The 16,849-nt window shown below is 67.5% G+C and carries 15 protein-coding genes; 4 read left to right on the forward strand and 11 right to left on the reverse strand.

Annotated elements, in window-relative coordinates; genetic code table 11:
- Window positions 1-78 precede the first annotated feature (78 nt).
- Entirely contained in the window at window positions 79-417 is a 339-nt protein-coding gene (locus J2W68_RS03830) for a P-II family nitrogen regulator (protein ID WP_310233002.1), read from the reverse strand.
- A gap of 218 nt (window positions 418-635) precedes the next feature.
- Here J2W68_RS03830 and ubiK point away from each other — a divergent pair, with 218 nt between their 5' ends.
- Together ubiK and J2W68_RS03840 are read left to right on the forward strand one after the other, a co-directional pair.
- Entirely contained in the window at window positions 636-926 is a 291-nt protein-coding gene (ubiK, locus tag J2W68_RS03835; protein WP_310147716.1) for a ubiquinone biosynthesis accessory factor UbiK, read from the forward strand.
- 10 nt (window positions 927-936) lie between these two features.
- The gene (locus J2W68_RS03840) at window positions 937-2,448 is read left to right on the forward strand and encodes a YifB family Mg chelatase-like AAA ATPase (RefSeq protein WP_310232950.1); all 1,512 of its coding nucleotides are present in this window, start codon (window positions 937-939) and stop codon (window positions 2,446-2,448) included.
- A 49-nt stretch (window positions 2,449-2,497) separates the two neighbouring features.
- On the opposite strand, the gene J2W68_RS03845 is transcribed toward J2W68_RS03840, so the two are convergent.
- Entirely contained in the window at window positions 2,498-3,466 is a 969-nt protein-coding gene (locus tag J2W68_RS03845; RefSeq protein ID WP_310232952.1) for a DUF4349 domain-containing protein, read from the reverse strand.
- A 196-nt stretch (window positions 3,467-3,662) separates the two neighbouring features.
- Between J2W68_RS03845 and J2W68_RS03850 the strand changes: the two genes are divergently transcribed.
- Window positions 3,663-5,756 carry a S9 family peptidase gene (locus J2W68_RS03850; protein WP_310232953.1) on the forward strand — a complete coding sequence of 698 codons (2,094 nt, stop codon included), beginning with the start codon at window positions 3,663-3,665 and terminating at the stop codon, window positions 5,754-5,756.
- Window positions 5,757-5,831: 75 nt separating this feature from the next.
- Here the strand turns inward: J2W68_RS03850 and aceA are convergent, their stop codons facing one another.
- Both aceA and aceB read right to left on the reverse strand, forming a co-directional pair.
- Window positions 5,832-7,163, reverse strand: coding sequence for an isocitrate lyase (aceA, locus tag J2W68_RS03855; RefSeq protein ID WP_310232955.1), 1,332 nt, complete (start codon window positions 7,161-7,163; stop codon window positions 5,832-5,834).
- 120 nt (window positions 7,164-7,283) lie between these two features.
- Window positions 7,284-8,855 carry a malate synthase A gene (gene aceB, locus J2W68_RS03860; RefSeq protein ID WP_430539662.1) on the reverse strand — a complete coding sequence of 524 codons (1,572 nt, stop codon included), beginning with the start codon at window positions 8,853-8,855 and terminating at the stop codon, window positions 7,284-7,286.
- A gap of 168 nt (window positions 8,856-9,023) precedes the next feature.
- Here aceB and J2W68_RS03865 point away from each other — a divergent pair, with 168 nt between their 5' ends.
- Complete coding sequence (locus J2W68_RS03865) at window positions 9,024-9,992, forward strand: LysR family transcriptional regulator (RefSeq protein ID WP_310232957.1); 969 nt, start codon at window positions 9,024-9,026, stop codon at window positions 9,990-9,992.
- Between the two features lie 130 nt (window positions 9,993-10,122).
- On the opposite strand, the gene J2W68_RS03870 is transcribed toward J2W68_RS03865, so the two are convergent.
- The 7 genes from J2W68_RS03870 to J2W68_RS03900 all read right to left on the reverse strand — a co-directional run bounded on the left by J2W68_RS03870 (window position 10,123) and on the right by J2W68_RS03900 (window position 16,710).
- On the reverse strand, window positions 10,123-11,304 hold the full coding sequence (locus tag J2W68_RS03870; protein ID WP_310232958.1) for an ABC transporter permease: 1,182 nt from the start codon (window positions 11,302-11,304) through the stop codon (window positions 10,123-10,125).
- Window positions 11,301-12,047, reverse strand: coding sequence for an ATP-binding cassette domain-containing protein (locus J2W68_RS03875; protein ID WP_310232961.1), 747 nt, complete (start codon window positions 12,045-12,047; stop codon window positions 11,301-11,303). The genes J2W68_RS03870 and J2W68_RS03875 overlap by 4 nt, the downstream gene beginning before the upstream one ends.
- A 151-nt stretch (window positions 12,048-12,198) precedes the next feature.
- Window positions 12,199-13,725 (reverse strand): alpha/beta hydrolase, encoded by a 1,527-nt coding sequence (locus J2W68_RS03880; protein ID WP_310232962.1) that lies wholly within the window; start codon window positions 13,723-13,725, stop codon window positions 12,199-12,201.
- Window positions 13,722-13,922 carry a helix-turn-helix transcriptional regulator gene (locus J2W68_RS03885; protein WP_159681121.1) on the reverse strand — a complete coding sequence of 67 codons (201 nt, stop codon included), beginning with the start codon at window positions 13,920-13,922 and terminating at the stop codon, window positions 13,722-13,724. The genes J2W68_RS03880 and J2W68_RS03885 overlap by 4 nt, the downstream gene beginning before the upstream one ends.
- A gap of 10 nt (window positions 13,923-13,932) precedes the next feature.
- Window positions 13,933-14,499, reverse strand: a complete 567-nt coding sequence (locus tag J2W68_RS03890) for a hypothetical protein (RefSeq protein WP_310232964.1) — start codon at window positions 14,497-14,499, stop codon at window positions 13,933-13,935.
- Between the two features lie 156 nt (window positions 14,500-14,655).
- A complete protein-coding gene (locus J2W68_RS03895; protein WP_310232966.1) occupies window positions 14,656-15,807 on the reverse strand; it encodes a site-2 protease family protein in 1,152 nt (383 codons plus the stop codon).
- 144 nt (window positions 15,808-15,951) lie between these two features.
- Window positions 15,952-16,710, reverse strand: a complete 759-nt coding sequence (locus J2W68_RS03900; RefSeq protein WP_430539663.1) for a ferredoxin--NADP reductase — start codon at window positions 16,708-16,710, stop codon at window positions 15,952-15,954.
- Window positions 16,711-16,849 lie beyond the last annotated feature (139 nt).

The following is a 16,849-nucleotide window of genomic DNA, read 5'->3' on the forward strand; positions in this document are numbered from 1 at the left end:
TTACGGATAAGACGAGGCCCCGCATTGCGGGGCCTCTTCCATTCCGGCGTCGCGATTCTCGGTATCTGCCGCGCGATGTCAGATCGCGTCGGAATCCAGCTCGCCGGTCCGGATCCGCACCGCGCGCTCGAGGTCGTAGACGAAGATCTTGCCGTCGCCGATCTTGCCCATGCCGGCCGACTTGAGAATGGACTCGACGACGTTGTCGACGATGTCGTCGGTCACCACGATTTCCAGCTTCACCTTCGGCAGGAAATCGACGACGTACTCGGCGCCTCGATAAAGCTCGGTGTGGCCTTTCTGGCGGCCGAAGCCCTTCACCTCGGTGACGGTTATGCCGTTGACGCCGACGTCGGCAAGCGCTTCGCGCACGTCGTCGAGCTTGAACGGTTTGATGATGGCCATGACCATTTTCATCGCATGGGCCTCCCCGGGTATGGATACCGATACAGGATACGCCACGCTCACGCGGCGCCCCACACCATCGCTGCAACCGCGGATTGCCGCGGCCCCATCTGCATGCTGTAGTGCCGCTCCGCGAGGCGCCGGGATTCCCCTACCGCGCCCCAAGGCCGCCGCTGACGGCATGCATAGAACTGCCGGGCGAGTCTGGCCATGCAACCAAGGACATTGTGATGATCGATCTGAACTCCGTCGACGAACTCGCCCGCCGCCTCAGCAGTCTGGTGCCGCCGGGCCTGCGTGAGAGCCGCGAAGAGATCCAGGAAAACTTCAAGGCCGTGCTGCAGTCGGGTCTGACCAAGCTGGATCTGGTGACCCGAGAGGAATTCGAAGTCCAGCGCGCGGTGCTGCTGCGCACACGCGAGAAGCTCGAAGCGCTGGAAGCGCAGGTGCGCCAGATCGAAGCCCAGTCGTCGCCCGCCAGCGGCGCGTCGACCGGTAACGCGAGCAATACCGCCCACTAGAGGACACGCCATGGGACTTGCGCTCGTGCACGGACGTGCGCGCGCAGGCATCCGCGCCCCCGAGGTCAAGGTTGAAGTGCATCTCGGCGGCGGTCTGCCGTCGATGTCGATCGTCGGGTTGCCGGAAGCCGCGGTACGCGAAGCCAAGGACCGGGTACGCGCCGCGATCCAGTGCGCGCAGTACGAATTCCCCGCGCGCCGCATCACCGTCAATCTCGCACCGGCCGATCTGCCGAAGGGCGGCGGCCGATTCGATCTGCCGATCGCGCTGGGCATCCTCGCGGCGAGCGGACAGATTCCCGCCGAGCCATTGCGCGACTGGGAATTCGTCGGCGAGCTCGGTCTGACCGGTGAGCTGCGTGCGATCGATGGCGCGCTGCCGGCGGCACTCGCGGTCGCCGGCACCGGACGCGCGCTGCTGGTGCCCGCCGCGAATGGCGCCGAAGCCGCGCTCGCCTCAGATGTGGCCGTCCATACCGCCCGCACGTTGCTCGAAGTCTGCGCCATGCTGGGCGGGCAAAAGTCATTGCCGCAGGCGGTACCGCCACCGCAACGCGAGGTGCCGACGATCGACTTGCGCGATGTACGCGGCCAGGCGCAGGCGCGGCGCGCGCTGGAGATTGCCGCCGCCGGTGGACACCACCTCCTGCTCGTGGGCCCGCCAGGATGCGGCAAGACGCTGCTGGCTTCGCGCCTCCCCGGCCTGCTGCCGCCCGCAAGTGAAGCCGAGGCGCTCGAAACCGCCGCGGTCCTGTCGGTCAGTGGCCGTGGACTGGACCCGACGGCCTGGCGGACGCGCCCATTTCGCAATCCGCACCACACGGCCAGCGCGGTGGCGCTGGTCGGCGGTGGCGCCGAGCCGCGCCCCGGCGAAATCTCGCTGGCGCACAACGGCGTGCTCTTTCTCGACGAACTTCCCGAATGGCAACGCCATGCACTGGAAGTCCTGCGCGAGCCGCTGGAGTCTGGCGTCGTCACGATCTCCCGCGCGGCGCGCCAGAGCGAATTTCCGGCGCGTTTCCAACTGGTCGCGGCCATGAATCCGTGCCCGTGCGGCTGGGCCGGCGACGTCTCCAGCCGCTGCCGCTGCAGCAGCGACGTGATCACCCGTTACCGCGCGCGCATCTCGGGGCCGCTGCTGGACCGCATCGATCTCCACGTCGACGTGCCGCGCCTGCCGCCCTCGGCATTGCGGCCTGATGCGCCTGGCGGCGAGCCGAGCGCCGATGTCGCCGCGCGCGTCGCCTCGGCACGCGAACGCCAGCACGCACGCGCCGGTACGCTCAATGCCCAGCTTGACCAGAGCGCGACCATGCGCGACTGCCGGCTCATCCCGAAAGACCAGGCGTTGCTGGAACGCGCGATTGAAGCCCTGCATCTCTCCGCCCGCTCGATGCACCGCATCCTGCGCGTCGCGCGCACGATTGCCGACCTCGATGGCAGCGACGCAATTGCCACGCCGCATCTCACCGAGGCGCTGGGTTATCGCGGCGCCCATGCAGCGCATTCGCCGTCAGCCTGAGGCCGAACAGCCCGCCACGCGGTTTCCGAACGACGCGGCCTCGCGTTGGTCAGCCTTGCTTTCGCGTACGCAAGCGCATCCAGGCACGCGCACTCAGCACGGCAGCGATCACGAACACCCACAACGGCCAGATCGCCACCAGCGCGACTGTGAGATCGAGGGCGCCCTGCCAGCCGCCGCGCAGTGCCTGTCCGATCCGTACGAAGAATCCTGGCCGGTGCTGCGCGAACGCCGCATCCGGATCCGCTCGCTTGCTGCGCCGCACCTGCGCCGGCTGGTACAGCGACAATGACAGCGTCGCGAACGCGATACGGTCCTCGACCTCCCGCTGCGCGACACGGGCGTCGTCCCGTGCGGCCAGCGCCTGTGCGCGTGCGGCGAAGGCCTCGCCCTTACGGTCCAGGCGATCCTCGTCACGGACCGCTTGCGCAAGCGATTGCTGCAACTCCTCTGAGCGCGCATGGGCGAGCTGCTGGCGCAGCAGATCGAACTGCACATCCCGGGCCTCGAAGTCGCGGCTGTCGAGGAACGTCATCTGCTTGGCGAGTTCGCGCAGGAACGCCTGCGCACGATCGCTGGACACGCGGACGATGAGTTCGCCCTGTGTCCTGTACTCCGTCAGCTCCAGCAGTTGTCCGTCGCCGATGCTGTGGCGTTGCACATTCTGGGTATCGGATCGGATCCGGTTGGAGACCACGAAGCCGCCCTGACCGGCCGCAAGGTCTTCGATGGCGAGCACCGACCGGTAGACATCATCGACCGAGAACCGCACATCGGCGGTCCGCACGAAACGGCGGCCCGGCACCTCCTGTGTCATCGCGCCGGATGCCATCTGCGTGGATGCGTCGACTGGCGTTCCTGCAGCCGCCGCATCTTCCGCGGAGGCGGCGTCAGCCTGCGGCGTTTCGGCTGCAACAGACGCCATTTCCGCCGCACCGTCGGACTGCTTCGCGCAGCCACTCATCAGCATCATCAGCACGCATGTCGATAACCACGCGGCGCGTCGGAATTCGTGCATGAATCGCTCCAGAAGAAATCGGCGGAACCGGATGAGGCTGGATGTGCCGCAAGGCGCGGCGTGCCGTCGAGCATCGGCCCCCACACGTTCATGCGCCACCCTGCCATCGGTCATCCCGCGGAATTAACGGGTTTACAACACGCCCGGCAAACCGTCGCGCTAGCTTCACGCGGCACAACTCACCCGGGGAACACCAATGCGTCAACTCATGCTCGCGACCGGCATCGCCGTCGCGCTGACCGCCTGTGGCGGTCGTACCGACAATGCAGATTCCGCCGCGCAGGCACCCGCCACTGCCACGCCGACGACGCTGGCCGATGTCGAACTCATTCCGCGCGACGCGCTGTTCGGCAATCCGGAACGCGCCGGCGTGCAACTGAGTCCGGACGGCCAGTACCTGAGCTGGATCGCACCGGTCGACGGCACCATGAATGTCTGGGTCGCGCCGGCCGACAATCCCGGCGCCGCGAAGGCGGTCACCCAAGACACCGCGCGCGGCATCCGGAGCTACTTCTGGACCTACAAGCCCGGCACGCTGCTGTATCTGCGCGACACCGGCGGCGATGAGGATTTCCATCTGTTCGCTGTGGATGTCGAAAGCGCGCAGGCACGCGACCTGACCCCGTTCCCGAAGACCACTGCGCAGGTGGTCGGGGTGAGCCATCGCCAGCCCGACACGCTGCTGGTCGGCATGAACGATCGCGACCCGCAGTGGCACGATCTCTACAGGGTCGATCTCGCTAGCGGAGAACGCACGCTGGTCGAGGAGAACACCGACCAGATCGCCGGCTACATCGCCGATGCCGATTACGCGCTGCGTTTCGCATCGCGCAGCCGACCCGATGGCGGCATGGACGTCCTGCGTCGCAACGGCGACGCCTGGGAGGTGCAGGACGACATCCCGTTCGAAGATGTGCTAACCACCGCGCCGGCCGGGCTGACCGAAGACGGCAGGACGCTGTACATGTCCGACTCGCGCGAGCGCAACACGGCCGCGCTGTACGCGATCGATACCACCAGCGGCGAGAAGACCCTGGTGCATCAGGATCCACGCGCCGATGTCGGCGGCAGCCTGAGCGACCCGCGCACCGGCGTGTTGCAGGCCGTGTCGGTGAATTACCTGCGCGAGGAATGGACGACGCTCGACGACAGCATCAAGGCCGATCTCGCCAAGCTCGAAGCGATCGGCCCGGGCGAGGTCTCGATCAACAGCCGGACTCTGGACGACAAGCATTGGCTGGTGGCGTACTCGGCCGCCGAATCGCCGGTGAAGTACTACCGTTACGACCGCGGCGAGAACGGCGCCGAAGGCACGTTGACGGAATTGTTCTCCGGCCGCCCCGCGCTCGACGGCAAGCCGCTGGTGCCGATGTGGCCGCTGGAACTCAAGTCGCGCGACGGCCTGACCCTCGTCAGCTATCTCACTCTGCCCAAGCACGCCGACGCCAACAACGACGGCAAGGCCGATGCGCCGGTGCCGATGGTGCTGCTGGTGCACGGCGGCCCCTGGGCGCGCGACGGCTATGGCTACAGCTCGATGGACCAGTGGCTGGCGAATCGCGGCTACGCGGTGCTGAGCGTGAACTTTCGCGGCTCGACCGGCTTCGGCAAGGACTTCACCAACGCCGGCAACGGCGAGTGGGCGGCGAAGATGCACGACGATCTGATCGACGCCGTGCAGTGGGCGGTCGACAGCGGCGTCACCACGTCCGACAAGGTCGCGATCATGGGCGGCAGCTACGGTGGCTACGCCACCCTGGTCGGCCTGACGTTCACGCCGGAGACCTTCGCCTGCGGCGTCGACATCGTCGGCCCGGCCAACCTCAACACGCTGCTGTCGACGGTGCCACCGTACTGGGCCAGCTTCTTCGAGCAGCTGACCCGGCGCATGGGCGACCCGCGTACAGAGGAAGGCAAGGCCTGGCTGACCGAGCGCTCACCACTGAGCCGCGCCGATGCGATCACCAAGCCGCTGCTGATCGGCCAGGGCGCCAACGACCCGCGCGTGAAGCAGGCCGAAAGCGACCAGATCGTCGAAGCGATGACGGCGAAGAACATTCCCGTCACCTATGTGCTGTTCCCCGACGAAGGCCACGGTTTCGCGCGACCCGAGAACAGCAAGGCGTTCAACGCCGTCGCCGAAGGCTTCCTCGAAACCTGCCTCGGCGGGCGTTCGCAGCCGATCGGCGAAGAGTTCAAGGGCTCGAGCATCACCGTGCCCACCGGCGCGGACGGCGTGCCGGGGCTGGCGGATGCGCTGAAGTCGCATACGCAGGAGGTGCGCAAGTAACCGAGGATCGTCACCCCGCGTGCGAATGAAGAGGCCGGGCATTGCCCGGCCTCTTCGTTTCCGCAGTCTCGGTTCTCAGGCCGCCTTCGTCCCGTAGAACTGCGCTTCCTCCGTCGAGCCCGTCAGCGCGGTCACGCTCGACGCACCGCCCTGGATCACGGTCGTCACGTCGTCGAAATAGCCCGCGCCGACTTCCTGCTGGTGCGAGACGAAGGTGTAGCCCTTGTCGCGCGCGGCGAACTCTCGCTCCTGCACCTGTTCGACGTAGTGCTTCATGCCTTCGCCGCGGGCGTAGTCGTGAGCGAACTGGAAGCTGTTGAACCAGTTGATGTGGATGCCGGCCAGGGTGATGAACTGGAACTTGTAGCCCAGCGACGCCAGGTCCTCCTGGAAGCTCGCGATCTGGCGGTCGTCGAGGTTCTTCTTCCAGTTGAAGCTCGGCGAGCAGTTGTAGCTCAGCAGTTTGCCGGGGTGCTTGGCATGCACGGCCTGGGCGAACTCGCGGGCGAAGCCGATGTCAGGCGTGCCGGTCTCGCACCACACCAGGTCCGCGTACGGCGCATAGGCCACGCCGCGGCTGATCGCCTGCTCCAGGCCGTTGCGCACCTTGTAGAACCCTTCTGCGGTGCGCTCGCCGGTGACGAAAGGCGCGTCGTTGGCGTCGAAGTCGGAGGTCAGCAGGTTCGCAGCCTCGGCATCGGTGCGCGCGAGCACGATCGCCGGCACGCCGAGCACGTCGGCCGCCAGGCGTGCGGCGACCAGCTTCTGCACGGCCTCCTGCGTGGGCACCAGCACCTTGCCGCCCATGTGGCCGCACTTCTTGACCGCGGCCAGCTGGTCTTCGAAATGCACGCCCGCGGCGCCGGCGACGAGCATGTTCTTCATCAGCTCGTAGGCATTGAGCACGCCGCCGAACCCGGCCTCGCCGTCGGCGACGATCGGCAGGAAGAAGTCGATCGCATCACGCTCGTCGAGCTTGCCGTCGGCGATGTTCTTCCACTGGATCTCGTCGGCGCGCTGGAAGGTGTTGTTGATCCGGCGGACCATCGTCGGCACCGAGTCGTAGGCGTACAGCGACTGGTCCGGGTACATGGTCTCGGAACTGTTGCCGTCGGCCGCGACCTGCCAGCCGGACAGGTACACCGCTTCCAGACCGGCCTTGGCCTGTTGCATCGCCTGACCCGCACTGATCGCGCCGAAGGCGTTGACGTAGCCCTTCTTCGCGTCGCCGTTGACCAGCGCCCACAGTTTCTCGGCGCCGCGTTTTGCAAGCGTGTGCTCGGGCTGCACGCTGCCGCGCAGGCGCACGACATCGGCAGCGGAATACGGCCGCTGGACGCCGTTCCAGCGCGGGTTGTTGGTCCAGTCCTGTTGCAACGCGTCGATCTGTTGCTGGCGGGTGGTCATGGCGGATCTCCTTCGGAGCGGAACTGGGAATTCGGGATTGGGGATTCGATGCGACAGCGTGATCGGGAAGGACCAGGGATCCGGCTTCGAATCCCCAATTCCGAATCCCGAATCCCGCCGTCAGAGACGGCCGTACGCAGGCAGTGTCAGAAAGTCCTCGAGCGTGTCGCGATGCGTGAGGTCTTCGAGCAGGGCGATGGCCTCGGCGACGCGCGTCGCGCCCGGGATGTCCTGACCGGCCAGCTTCGACGGCAGTGACAGCAGCACGCGGTCGAGCAGTGCGCCGTCGATCGCGGTGCCGTCGTCGAGATGCAGCGGCGCGTGGCCGTCGTCGGCGTAGTGGATCCACTGCCAGAGTTGCGCGCGGGCGATCTCGGCGGTCGCGGCGTCTTCCATCATGTGATGGATCGGCACGCAGCCGTTGCCGTCGAGCCAGGCGGCGATGTAGCGCACGCAAACTTCGACATTGCCGTCGAAACCCGCGCGGCTGATCGTGCCGATCGACGGCTCGATCAGGTCGTCGCGGTCGACCAGCACGTCGTCGCGCGTCATCGCGTGCTGGTGCGGGCCCCGCATGCGCTCGTCGAAGATCTGCTTCGCCAGCGGAATCAGCGCCGGATGCGCGACCCAGGTACCGTCGTGACCGGCGGTGACCTCGCGCAGTTTGTCGGCGCGCACGCGCGCCATCGCCGCGTCGTTCGCGGCGGCGTCGCCGGCGATTGGAATCTGCGCCGCCATGCCGCCCATCGCATGCGCGCCGCGGCGGTGGCAGGTCTGCACCAGCAGTTCCGAATACGCCTTGAGGAACGGCTGGGTCATCGTGACCTGTGCGCGTTCGGGCAGCACGCGGTCGCGATGCCGGCGGAAGGTCTTGAGGTAGGAAAAGATGTAGTCCCAACGGCCGCAGTTGAGCCCGGCGATGCGGTCCCGCAGCGCGTACAGGATCTCGTCCATCTCGAACACCGCGGGCAAGGTTTCGATCAGCACCGTCACCCGTATCTGCCCGGCCGGCAGGCCCAGCGTGCGTTCGATGTGGGCCAGCACCTCGTCCCATAGCTGCGCTTCCTCCATCGACTGCAGCTTGGGGATGTAGAAGTAGGGGCCGCGGTCCTTCGCCGCCAGCGCATGCGCGTTGTGGAAAGCGAACAGGCCGGCATCGAACAGGGCGCCCGACATCGGCGCGCCGTCGATGCGGACGTGCTTCTCGTCCAGATGCCAGCCGCGCGGACGCACGATCAGCACCGCGCGCTGGTCCTCCGGCTTGAGCGCATAGCGCTTGCCGGCGGGCGAGGTGAATGCCAGCGTGCCTCTGATCGCATCGCGCAGCGCGCGCTGGCCGGTCAGCAGGTTGTCCCATGTGGGCGACGTCGAATCCTCGAAGTCGGCCATGTAGCAGTTCGCACCCGAGTTCAGCGCGTTGATGACCATCTTCGGATCGACCGGGCCGGTGATCTCGACCCGGCGGTCGCGTAGCGCGGGCGGCAGCTTCGCCACGTGCCACTCGGATTCGCGGATCGACCGGGTGTCACGCCGGAAGTCCGGCAGCGCGCCGCCATCGAACGCTTCCTGGCGGTGCCCCCGCGCGGCCAGCAGGTCGAGTCTGCGGGCGTCGAAGCAGTCGTGCAGCTCGGTCAGGAACGCGAGGGCATTCGTGTCCAGGAGGTCGACCGGGGTGCCGGCGGGCACGGTGATGCGTGGATCTTCGGCGGGCGGAGCGGTCTTGATGACGGCATTCACGAGGGTGGTCCTTTCGCGGGCAGCGATGGTATTGCGGTGCAGCAGACCGTCCTCCCAAGCCGTGTATTTGACAACCGAGTTCTGTCAATGCCTATCATCAGCTGCGCTTATACGAGCATTTCGATGTCCGCCAAGTCCCCGTCAGACCTCAGGTTTCCGTACAAGAGCGACCGCCTCAAACCGCTGCGTGCGTTCTGTCAGACCACGCGATTGGGTTCAGTCTCACGGGCCGCAGAGGCGCTTTACGTCAGCCAGCCGGCGATTTCGCTGCAGCTGCAGGCGTTGGAGCGCGAACTGGGGGTCAAGTTGCTGGAGCGCAGCGGCCGGCGCCTGGTGCCAACCCGCGAGGGTGAAGTGCTCTATGCACTGGCGACGCCGCTGGTGGAAGGCCTCGACGGCCTGCCGGCAGCGTTCCGCCGCGAGATCGGTGGGCTCGATGCCGGCGAACTGACGGTCGCAGCGAACAGCTCGACGATCCTCTACCTGCTGCCGCGCATCGTCGACCTGTTCCGTCGCCAGCATCCGGACGTCCGCCTGACGCTGCAGGACGCGATCACCGCGGACGGCACCGACCTGCTGCGCAGCGATGCGGTCGATCTCGTGGTGGGTTCGATGGTCGATGTGCCCGGCGACCTCAGCTACGCGCCGGTCTATCGCTTCGATCCGATCCTGCTGACCCCGCCCGACCACGCCCTCGCCCGGGCGAAAACACTCACGCTGGAAGAGATCGGCCGCTACGGGTTGATCCTCCCGCCCAAGCGCCAGATCACCTACCGCCTCGTCGACCAGGTCTTCCAGCAGGCGCGCGTGCCGTACACCGTGGCGCTGGAAGTCGGCGGCTGGGAGGTCATCAAGCAATACGTCGCGATGGGCATGGGCATTTCGATCGTCAGCTCGATCTGTCTCGACGACAGCGACGGCGCCCGACTGGCGACGCGATCGGTCTCGGAATGGTTTCCCCCGCGCACGTATGGCGTCGTCGTCCGCAAGGGCAAGGTGCTGTCACCGCAGGCGCGGGCATTCATCGAACTGATTCGGCCGGATCTGTTCGTGCGGCGGGATCATGAGGATGCGGGGCATTCGGAGCGGTAACGATTACCTGGGCCGTGCGTTCCGCGGCGCCGCCTGACAGTGCAATTGCGTGTCGCGATGCCTTGGACGCTCCAAGACAGGAAAGCCCGGCCGAAGCCGGGCTTTCGATGTATCGAAAAGACGAAGCGGATCAGCCGGCAACCGCCAGCTTCTCCTGCCCATACCGCCACACCGCCAGCATCCACAGCGCGGCAGCCAGCGCCAGGCTCGCGCCCAGATACACACCCCACACCTCCGGTGCGATCGGTTCGGCGCGGATGATCTTCAGCAGCAGCTGGTTCTGCGCAAGGAACGGCACCGCGAACTGCCACAGCTCGGTCTTGATCGGGTTGACCATCAACACGAAGCTCGGAACCATCGGCAGCAGCATCAGCCAGACGATGTGGCTCTGCGCCTCCTTCATGCTCTTGGCGGTCGCGGCGAGGAACGTCAGCAGCGAAGTGCCCACGAACAGCATCGGCAGCAGCACCAGCAGCATCTTGCCGATCGCGCCGAAGCTGACGTCGAGCAGCCGCGCCGAACCGCCGCCCATCTGCGCGCTGATCTTGAACGCGAGCAGGGTGAGCAGCAGCGAACACATGCCGATGATGCAGGCCGCGGCGATCTTGCCGCTGACGATCGCACCGCGCGAGGCCGGCGTAGCCAGCAGCGGTTCCAGCGACTGGCGCTCGCGCTCGCCGGCAGTCGCGTCGAGGATCAGGTAGGAGCCGCCGATGAAGCTCGACAGGATCAGCAGGTAGGGCAGCAGGATCGCCAGCATGATGCCGCGTTTGGCTTCCTCGCTCGCCGTGTCACGCGTGCCGACCGCGACCGGTTGCACCACCGCCGGATCGATACCGCGGGCGAGCAGGCGCAGCGCGCCGACCTGCTGACCGTAGGCCGCGATTGCGGTGCGTACGCGGCGCGTAGGCGTCTCGGCGTTGCGGCGCGTGCTGTCGCTGATGATCTCGACCGTCGCCGGGCGACCGGCATGCCAGTCCTCGGCGAAACTCGACGGAATCTCGATCGCGACATCGATGTCCTGCCCGGCGATTGCGGCGTCGAGATCCGCCGGTGCGTCGACCGCCTGGATGCCAAGCGTCGCCAGGTGCGCGACGAGATTGGGCGCATGTTCGGCGCCGATCACCGGCACTTCCAGCACCCGGTCCATCTCGGTCTTCATGCGCTTCTCGGCCATGAAGTTCATGCCCAGCATCAACAGCGGATACATCAGCGGGCCGAGCAGCAGCGCCATGAACAACGTGCGCCGGTCGCGCGCGATGTCGAGCAGCTCCTTGCGCACCACGCACCACATCCATTTCAGGTTGCTCATGCCAGCAGGCCCTCCTCGGAACCGATCGCACTGACGAATGCGTCTTCCAGATTCGGCTTGCCGAAACGCTCGCGCAGTTCGTCGGCGGTGCCGTCGGCCACCACGCGGCCCTTGGCGATGATGACGATGCGGTCACACAGGGCAGCGACCTCCTGCATGATGTGGCTGGAGAAGATCACGCAGCGGCCGTCGTCGCGCAGCTTGAACAGGAACTCGCGCATCGCGCGCGTGGTCATCACGTCCAGCCCGTTGGTCGGCTCGTCGAGAATCACGTTGCGCGGGTCGTGCACCAGCGCGCGGGCGATCGCGGTCTTGGTGCGCTGGCCCTGGCTGAAACCTTCGGTCTGACGGTCGAGAATCTCGCCCATGTCGAGCTGTTCGCTGAGCACGCGGGTGCGCTCAAGAATCTCCGCCTTCGTGAGGCCATGCAGCTCGCCGAAGTAGCGGATGTTCTCGCGCGCGGTCAGCCGCTTGTAGACGCCGCGCGCATCCGGCAGCACGCCGAGCACGCGGCGCACTGCGGCCGGATCCTGCGCGGCATCGATGCCGTCGACCAGTACGCGGCCGCTGTCGGGCTTCATCAGCGTGTAGAGCATGCGCAGCGTCGTCGTCTTGCCGGCGCCGTTGGGACCGAGCAGGCCGGTGATGCGGCCGTCCTCGGCGATGAAATCGACGCCATCGACGGCGTTGACCGTGCCGGTCTTCGTCTTGAACGCCTTGTGGAGTTGCTGGGCAGTGATCATGGGTGCGATCCGGGATTGGGAAGGATCGGACATTCGTCCGTTGAAAACCGGGAGTCGGGATTCGAAAGAGCGGCTGCCTTCGGGTGAATGGTGGAAGACCTGGAAATCCGGCTACGCCGAATCCCGAATCCCCATTCCCGAATCCCGCGCCTCACGGCTCCCACCCATTGAAACTGGTGAACGGCGGTACCGGGCGCATCGCGTCCAGGCACGTCACGTCGAGTGCCTGTGCATCCGTCGATTCGATGAACTGCGCGAGCAGCTTGGGCGCGCAGCCGAGGGCGAACGTGCCGTGGCCCTGGCCCTTGAGCACGAGATGACGGCCGTTGCTCAAGCCGGCGGCGACGCGCTCCGCATATGCGGGCGGGGTAACCGGATCGAGTTCGCCCGACAGCAGTAGCGCGGGCACGTCGGACTGCAGCGCCGCGGTGTGGTTGGCCGGCGGTGTGCCGGTCGGCCAGGTGCGGCAGGCACCGAAGAACATGCGCGCGACCTCCGGGCCCAGGATCGTCTCCGCGACGCGACCGTCTTCCTGGTAGCGGCCTGCGTCTTCTGCGCAGATCACCGACCACTGCATGCCGCGCGTCATCTGCCCGCCGACGTTGCTGACCATCAGTTGCGACAGCGACATCAGCGGGGCGTAGCGACCCTGCGCCGCTTCGTCGAGGATCAGCGGCAGCAGCGAGGCGGTCTGCGGTGCATACGAGAACATGAACGCCAGACCGGTCACCGTGTCCGGCGTGACCATGCCGTCGCGCTGCGCGCCGGTGGTCGGGTCGGCATAGGTCACCGGCACCGACGCGGCCTGCAGCGTCGACAGCACGCTGCGCAGTTGCGCCTGCAGATCGGCCGGGAAGCGCGTGCGGCAAGTAGCGTCCTGCGCGCACTGCTTCGACTGCAGCGCGAGTGCGTCTTCGAAGGTGTGGGCGAACTCGCCGCCGACGACCAGGTCGTTCGGCGCGACGCCGTCGAGCACGAGGCTGCGCGTGTGCTGCGGATACGCCAGCGCGTACTGCTGCGCGACGCGGGTGCCGTAGGAGCCGCCGACCAGATTCACCTGGTCCGCACCGAGCGCGGCGCGCACGGTGTCGAGATCGCGGATCGCATTCGCGGTCGTGTAGAAGCGCGGATCGGCGCGGCCTTCGAGGCCGGCGAGGCAGCGGGCGACGTAGCCGTCGAGGTCGGCGTCCGACGGGGCCGTGAGTGCATCGAGTTCCAACGGCTCGCCGGAAGCATCCACGCAGTCGAGCGGGTTCGAGCTGCCGGTGCCGCGCTGGTCGATGAGCACGATGTCGCGCTGGCGCCGCACTTCGCGCAGGCCGGCGTTGATCTGCGCGGCCAGTTCGGCCGCTGCCTGGCCGGGTCCGCCGGCGAGGAAGAACACCGGATCGGCGGTGCCGCCGTCGCTTGCGTCTGCCGGCAGCCAGGCGATGTTGAGGCCGATCTTGCGGCCATCCGCTGCCTCCGGGTTCTCCGGCACTTCGAAGGTCGCGCACTGCGCCTCGACACGCGTGGCGGCATTGCCGCCGTCGAGCGTGCAGGCGTGGAACGGGATCTGCCCGAACATGCGCGCCGGTCGTGCGTCGTCGCCTTCGGTGGCCGCGGGTGCACCGCCACTGCAGCCGGCGAGCATCGCGCTCGCGGCCAGCGCCAGCAGGGAAAACCTGATTGCTCTCATGGAACGTCCTCGAACAGGAAAATGGATTCGATGGGCTCGGCGAACTCGCGTGCGATCCGGAATGCCAGCGGCAGGCTGGGGTCGTACTTCCCGGTTTCGATCGCGTTGATCGTCTGTCTCGATACATCCAGACGTTCGCCCAGCTGTGCTTGTGACCAACCGCAGGCCTCGCGCAGTTCGCGCACCCGGCTCCTCATGCCGGCGGCCTCATCCGTACCGCCGCGCGACGACGGATTTCGCGAGGCCATAGGTGCCGCACACCAGCGGGAACACCCACAGCATCGCCGCGCTGGCCGGCACGTCGATGACCCGCGCGGCCTGCAGGAAGCCGGCGGTCATGTAACCGAAGGACACCAGCGCGGCCGCGATGCAGACCGCTTCGAGTTCGATGCGCTGCTGGAGCTCGTCGACGCCGCGGATGAAGCGCACCATCGCCCGCAGCACCAGCGCGATCGGCAGGATGGGCAGCAGGGCGATGACCGCGCGCAGCGCCGGTGCCTCGATGTGCCGCAGCAGCAACAGGGAGACGATCAGCAGCCCCACGTAGGCGCCCATGCCGATCAGCAGCTCCCGTGTGTAGCGGCGCTGCACCTGTGGGGAAGCGGTCAAGCAGTCCCGCTCCGCGTCGAGCACCGCCGCGGCGATGAGGCCCATGCCGCCGAGCAGGACCAGCAACGGCAGCCAGCGCGGCAGCTGGGGCAGGCCGAACCGCAGACCGATGGCGGCGCCGACCAATCCCAGGGCAAGACCGAAGAAGAGACGGGAGCGCGGCATGGCGTGTCCGTATGTCAAGTGAGCTTGACAGGGAGCATCCTGGATTGACTTGGAGTCTGTCAAGCACCCTTGACACAACGATCGGTGGTTGTCGATGTGAGGAAGACCTTGGCGAACCCTGCGTGTCGCGTCACCGCCCCTGCCGCCAGACGCGCGCTACGCCAGCGCGGCCAGCCGTTCCTCGAACACGAGACGGCTGGCCGCATCGGGAATCCGCGAAATCAGTCCGCGCGCGCGCTCGACGTGCATGCTTGCCGCCGCGCCGTCACCGTCCAGCCGGGCGATTTCCGCATCCAGCCAGGCGCGGTACGGCGACAGATCCATCAATCCGCCCTCGCAGCGCAGGCGCCAGGCCGACACCAGCCTGCGATCCCCGATCAGCAAAGCGGCGTGGCTGGCGAGCGCGACCGCGATGGCGCTCTGGAACACCGGCGGCGCGGTGGCGAACGTGCTGGTCAGTGCCAGGGCATCGGGTCGGGCGGCCCCGGCATCGCGACGATCGATCGCGTGCGACAGCCGCAATATCTGTGCGGTCTGCTGCAGGCTGCTGCTGGCGATGACGGCGTCGCCGGCTGGCAGTGCGGCCTCCGGCCAGTCGCGCGGACGCACGCCGGCCAGGCTCAACGCCATCAGCTGGTTGATCTGTAAATGCAGTGCCGCATCGGGCGTGCGCCGCAGCAGGTCGAGCAGGCCGCGCCCGTCCGAGCGCCAGCCCTGCACCTGCAGGGGGATGAGATTGCCCAGGCCCAGCGCCGCCGCGCCCAGCGCCACGCCGGCCAGCGTGCCGGTCAGCCAGGCCGGCATCGGCAACCACGCGACCAGTGCGGCCAGAACGGCAGCGGTGAGCAGGTTCGCCAGCGGCCCGCCGATCAGAAACATCATCTGGTCGACCCGCGACAGGCCGCGCGTGCCCCGCGGCACCAGCGCCGCGAATCCGCCGACCCCGCGGATGCCGCCGCCGTTGCGCCAGCGCCAACGGTCGTCGCCACCCCGCTCACAGCGCAGCGGGCCCACGCCGAACGCGATCGCATGCATGCCCCGCAACAGCCCGGCCAGTGCATGACCGGCCTCGTGCACGACGATGTGCGGCCACAGCGACAGGAAGAAGCCGGCCAGCACCGCGAACCCCGTCGATGGCGGCAGCGTTTCAAGCAGTGGCAGGCCGATGGCCGCGACGCCCGCACCGACCACCCCACCGCCGACGAATCCGCCGAGCACCGGCAACAGGCGACGCCACCAGGGGCGCTTGGCCGGTGCCGCGCCGGATGCGGGCGGCATCAGCGCGGCGATGTCCGGGGCCTGTGTCACGGGAACCGCAGTCTCCATCCCTGTCTCCATCTCCACTCCCGATTGCCGGCGTCACGCCTGGAGACCGGATCGCGCTCGGCGGCGCCCGTGCGAACAGGGCGCCTGCAACGGCCTCCCGCGTGTGGCCGGAGGCCGGCGCGACGGCTACTTGCTGCTGACGTACTTCTCGCGACGGATCAGCGGCACCGGCAGACCGAAGCCCTTCAGTGCCTCGAACGTCGCGTCGACCATGTTCGGATTGCCGCACAGATACGCGATGTCGCCCTCACCCGGTGCAAATTCCCCGAGGAACTGCTGCACGTAGCCGTGGCGCACATCGGCATGCGGCGCGTCTGGCAGCTCGCGCGAGAAGCAAGGCACGAAGCGGAAGTTCGGGTGCCTGTCGGCGAATGCGCGGAAGTCGTCGCCGTACAGCAGCTCGGCCGGTGTGCGCGCGCCCATCAGCAGCACGATCTCGACGCCGCGCTCGGCGATGGCGGTTTCCAGCAGCGGCAGCATCGCCCGGTACGGGGTCACGCCGGTGCCCGTGCCGACCAGCAGATAGCGGCGGTTGCTGTCCTGCGGCATCAGGCAGAAGCGTCCGAACGGGCCGCTGGCCTGCACCGTGCTGCCGAGATCCATGCCTTCGAACAGCGCGGTTGCGGCGCCACCTGGCACATAACTCACCGCCACGTCGATCGCCTCGCCCGGTCCGATCGCGTGGTCGTGGATCGTCGCCAGCGAATACGAACGCTTGGTCGGGGTGCCGTCGGCGTACTCGAAATGGATCTGGATGAACTGCCCGGGGATGAAGTCCAGCGGCTGGCCGTCGTCGCGGACGAAGGACAGATGGGCGACGGTCGGCGCGACCATGCGCCGCGAGACGAGCTTGATGGGGAACTGCGTGATGGCCACTGCGGGAATTTGTCCGTGATTCGACGAGCGTCCGGCGCTGTCTGCGGCCGGTGGGGCTCCATGCGCCTATGGTAGCGGGTCGGCACCGGGCGCCCGGTGCACAGGCCGCAACACCGCGTTGTGCACCTGCACGGCCCCACGCGTGCAA

Source organism: Luteimonas terrae (assembly GCF_031457535.1).
GTDB lineage: Bacteria > Pseudomonadota > Gammaproteobacteria > Xanthomonadales > Xanthomonadaceae > Luteimonas > Luteimonas terrae_A.